The sequence below is a fragment of the Nonomuraea rhizosphaerae genome, assembly GCF_019396405.1.
GTDB classification, from domain to species: domain Bacteria; phylum Actinomycetota; class Actinomycetes; order Streptosporangiales; family Streptosporangiaceae; genus Nonomuraea; species Nonomuraea rhizosphaerae.
The window spans coordinates 1-4,399 of record NZ_JAHKRL010000163.1 but is presented as its reverse complement, the minus strand read 5'-3'; the positions used below and the strand labels follow the sequence as shown (position 1 = coordinate 4,399).

The 4,399-nt window shown below is 71.9% G+C and carries 5 protein-coding genes; 3 read left to right on the top strand and 2 right to left on the bottom strand.

Annotated features, from left to right (window positions below; genetic code table 11):
- Positions 1-13: 13 nt before the first annotated feature.
- Positions 14-703, top strand: coding sequence for a DNA-3-methyladenine glycosylase (locus KME77_RS07890; RefSeq protein ID WP_219463472.1), 690 nt, complete (start codon positions 14-16; stop codon positions 701-703).
- Here KME77_RS07890 and KME77_RS07885 read toward each other — a convergent pair.
- The gene (locus KME77_RS07885; RefSeq protein ID WP_219463469.1) at positions 643-1,044 is read right to left on the bottom strand and encodes a PH domain-containing protein; all 402 of its coding nucleotides are present in this window, start codon (positions 1,042-1,044) and stop codon (positions 643-645) included. The two genes, KME77_RS07890 and KME77_RS07885, sit on opposite strands and share 61 nt — an antisense overlap.
- An 84-nt stretch (positions 1,045-1,128) precedes the next feature.
- Between KME77_RS07885 and tyrS the strand changes: the two genes are divergently transcribed.
- Positions 1,129-2,394, top strand: coding sequence for a tyrosine--tRNA ligase (tyrS, locus tag KME77_RS07880; protein WP_219463467.1), 1,266 nt, complete (start codon positions 1,129-1,131; stop codon positions 2,392-2,394).
- A gap of 76 nt (positions 2,395-2,470) precedes the next feature.
- Here the strand turns inward: tyrS and KME77_RS07875 are convergent, their stop codons facing one another.
- On the bottom strand, positions 2,471-3,901 hold the full coding sequence (locus KME77_RS07875; protein ID WP_308250606.1) for a glycosyltransferase family 39 protein: 1,431 nt from the start codon (positions 3,899-3,901) through the stop codon (positions 2,471-2,473).
- A 31-nt stretch (positions 3,902-3,932) separates the two neighbouring features.
- Between KME77_RS07875 and KME77_RS07870 the strand changes: the two genes are divergently transcribed.
- Positions 3,933-4,399: HAD family hydrolase (locus tag KME77_RS07870; protein WP_219463465.1), on the top strand; the 467-nt coding region annotated here is incomplete at its 3' end.

Below are 4,399 nucleotides of genomic sequence, written 5' to 3'. Positions count from 1 at the left end.
ATCCCCCACGCCGCTGCCGCGGGGCTTCTTCGACCGGCCGTCGCACGAGGTCGCGCCCGAGCTCCTCGGGCGCGTGCTCGTGCACGGCCCCGTCGCCGCGCGGCTGACCGAGGTCGAGGCGTACGGAGGGCCCGGCGAGGACCCGGCCGCCCACACCTACCGGGGGCGAACCCCCAGGAACGCGGTCATGTTCGGCGCGCCCGGACATCTGTACGTGTACTTCACGTACGGGATGCACTTCTGCGCGAACCTGGTGTGCCTGGGGGAGGGCCACGGCTCAGCGGTGCTGCTGCGGGCCGGCGAGATCGTGGCCGGGCTCGACGTGGCCCGCGCCCGCCGCTCCGGCGGCGTCCCCGGGCGCAGGATGCCCGACCGCGACCTTGGGCGCGGGCCGGCCCGGCTGGCGGTCGCCCTGGGGCTGGCCCGCGAGCACAACGGCCTCGACGCCATCCGGGAAGGCCTCCCGGACGATGGTCAGCACCGGCTCAGCGGCATCCCCGAGGGGAGCGCGGCCGTCCTGACCGGCACCCCGCCCGGCCCCGCCCGGATCCGGTCCGGCCCGCGCACCGGCGTCTCCACCGCCAAGGACACCCCGTGGCGGTTCTGGATCGACGACGAGCCCACCGTCTCCCCGTACCGCCCTCACGTCCCGCGCCGCCGCAGCACCGCGGCCACCTCGGTCGGGGAGGCGCCCAGCTCGTGAGCGCTGAAGATGTGCAGGTAGTCGCCCGTGTCGATCTCCAACATCTCGCTGCGCAGGCCGAACCTCCTGCGCACGTCCACCCGGACGTCCTCGATCGCCTCCCACGGCACGTGCCGGTGGCCCGCGAAACCGTGCACCACGGTGATGCCGCTCGGGTCGGCCGCCAGGCGTACGGGAGCGAGAACGTCACGCAACCCCATGGCGCCCACGAGCACCGCCGCCGGCACCGCCAGCACCACCCCCCGCACATCGCCCCCGACGTACCAGAACAGGGCGAGACCGGCACACGCCACAGCCCCTAAGATCTTGAAAACGGCCAGCTCGCGACGGACCTTCCACATGACCACCGAGCGTATCCAAGTGGCGGTCATCCGGCGCGATCCGGCAGTCTGTAACCATCCGCCGTCTACTGGAAAGCCAGCACCGTGACCGACATTCTCGATGAGCTCGAATGGCGCGACGTCCTCGCGCAGACCACCGACATCGACGCCCTGCGCGGGGCGCTGTCGAAAGGTCCGATCACGGTCTATGCGGGCTTCGACCCGACCGCGCCCTCCCTGCACATGGGCAACCTGGCCACGCTGCTGATCCTGACCCGCTTCCAGCGCGCCGGGCACAAGCCGATCGGCCTGGTCGGCGGCGCCACCGGCCTGATCGGCGACCCCAGCGGGCGCAGCACCGAGCGCGCGCTCAACACCTCCGACGTCGTCGCCGAGTGGGTGGCGAAGATCCGCGTGCAGGTGGAGAAGTTCCTGGACTTCGACGGCGGCCCCGGCTCCGCCGAACTGGTCAGCAACCTCGACTGGACCGCCGAGATGTCGGCCATCGACTTCATGCGCGACATCGGCAAGCACTTCCCGGTCAACCGCATGCTCGCCCGCGAGTCGGTCGCGGCCAGGCTCAGCGGCGACGGGCTCAGCTACACCGAGTTCAGCTACCAGATCCTGCAGGCCAACGACTACCTGGAGCTGTACCGCCGCAACAACTGCACCCTCCAGGTCGGCGGCAGCGACCAGTGGGGCAACATCACCGCCGGGGTCGACCTCATCCGCCGCGTCGAGGGCGGCCACGTGCACGCCCTGACCGGCAAGCTGATCACCAAGGCCGACGGCACCAAGTTCGGCAAGACCGCCGGCGGGTCGGTGTGGCTCGACGGGGCGCTGACCTCGCCGTACGCGTTCTACCAGTACTTCCTCAACGCCGACGACCGCGACGTGGTCCGCTTCCTGAAGGTGTTCACGTTCCGCTCGCGCGAGGAGATCGAGGAGCTGGAGAAGGCCGTCGCCGACCGGCCGTTCGCCCGCGAGGCGCAGCGCACGCTGGCCGAGGACCTGACCACGCTCGTGCACGGGGCCGAGGAGCTGTCGGCCGTCGTGGCCGCCTCGAAGGCCCTGTTCGGGCAGGGGTCGCTGGAGGAGCTGCCGCCCGCGACGCTGGGCGCCGCGCTGGCCGAGGTGCCCAAGGCCGCCGTGCCCGCCCTGGGGGCGACGTTCGTGGACCTGCTGGCCGAGAGCGGGCTGGTGGAGTCCAAGTCGGCGGCCCGGCGGGCGGTGAAGGAGGGCGGGGCGTACCTCAACAACGTCAAGATCACGGACGAGTCGTACGTGCCTGAGACGTCGGATCTGCTGGGCGGGAAGTACATGGTGCTGCGGCGCGGCAAGAAGTCGATCGGCGGCGTCGAGGTCGGCTGATCTCCCGCCGAGCCGGGCCCCTCCCTTCGCGTTTCGCGGGAGGGGCCCAGCCGCTGTTGCCGCTCAGGGGCAGCGGTCATTTGCGGGTGTACAGGGCGACGGTCAGGCCGGGTGTCTCGGCCGAGTGCCAGGCCGTGGCCTGCTCGTACCCCGCCGCCAGCACCGCCTTCACCCGCGCCAGCCTGGCGCCCGCGGACTTGACCCCGCGCCACACCACCCAGACCCGCTCCCGTCCCTCCAGCGCGGCGGCGACGTCGCTCCGCTCGGGGAAGCCGAAACCGTCCGGCTCCGGATCGGGCCCCTGCCGCAGCACGTCCAACGGCGGCGGCCCGTCGTCGTAGTAGTCGAACCCGGCCCGTACGGAACTCTGCCCGAACACGATCGCGTCATCGGGCCTGCTCTGCACCCTGCTGACCGCGCCCGGGAAGTCCTCGAACCGCCCGTTCGCCTCCCGTACCTCGATGTGCTGCGGCACGCCCAGCCCCACGGTGACCACCACCAGGGCGCAGCAGGCCACCACCGCGCCCCGGGGCACGCTCGCCACCGCGATCCCCGCCAGCAACGCCAGCGCGGGCGCCGTGACGAACAGGTACCGGTCCACGTAAACCGGCGTCACCAGATGTGACACTGCCAGCAGCAGCACGGGCGGCAGCACCAGCCAGCCCAGCAACGTCATGGCCCAGGCCCGCCTGCGCAGCAGCACCACCCCGGCCAGCGCCACCGCGAACAGCAGCACTCCCGGCTCGGTCGCCCCCGCCGCCATCTTCGGGAACTTCAGCAGCACCTCCGGCCCGCGCTGCGGGATCCAGCTGATCGCGTGCCGCTCCCCGTACCCGATCAGGCCGAGCACCAGCGCGGGCAGGCACCCGGCCGCCAGCGCGGGCGCCCACCTGAGCAGCAGGTCCCGGCGAGGAAGCAGCGCCACCGCCGCGATCAGTTGCGCGGGCAGCACCAGCACGGCGAACAGGTGCGTGCAGCACACCAGCGCCACCGCCACCCCGTAGAGCACCCACCCCCGGCGCGTTTCGGCGAGCCGGTGCAGCGCCCAGAACGACAGCACCACCGCGGCCGCCGCCGGCGCGTACGAACGGGCGAACGCCCCGTAGTACGCCACGGACGGCAGCACCGCGAACACCGCCCCCGCCGTCACACCCGCCCACGTGCTGTGCAGCCGCCGCCCCAGATCCACCAGGAACCACGCCGCGACCCCGATCGCGATCGCCGACGGCAGCCGCAGCCACAGCTCCGCCGTTCCGCCCTGCACCCAGAGCTGCATGAACAGGTAGTACGGCAGGAAATGCCCGTCGATGTGCTGCGACAACTCCCACAGCCCCGGCAGCGACCGGGACGCGGCGCTGATCGTGGCCAGCTCGTCGCCGTTCAGCGAGGAGGAGCCCGAGCCGGAGAACGCCGCGATCCCGGCGATCCCGGCCAGCCACCAGGGGCTTGACCTGCGCGGACGCACAGCGGGCCGGGCCGGTGGGGTGAGGGTGGCGGCGGTGGTCACCGGGGCAGGATACGCGCATAGGCTGGGATTCATGCCTGATGTGATCGTCTTCGACCTGTACGGGGTAATCGCCCGCGTCCAGACAAAGAAGGACAAGCACAGGCTGGTCGAGCTGGCGGGGGTTCCGGGGGAGAAGTTCTGGGAGGCGTACTGGTGGTGCAGGCCCGCCTATGACGCCGGCCAGGACAGCACGGCGTACTGGGCCGCCGTCGCCGCGAGGCTGGAGACCAGCTTCGCCAACGTGTCCGTGCTGCTGGCGGCCGACCTGGAGAGCTGGTGCCACGTGGACGAGGAGATGGTCGGCGTGGTGCACGAGCTGGTCGACCAGGGACGACGGCTCGGCCTGCTGTCGAACATCATCGAGGACCTGGTGCCGGTCTGGGAGTCGCGGCACGGGGAGTGGCTGGGGCGGTTCGCGTCGCTGACGTACTCGTGCCGGATCGGGGTGGCCAAGCCGGATCCGCGCGCGTACGAGATCTGCGCCCGGCGGCTCGGGGT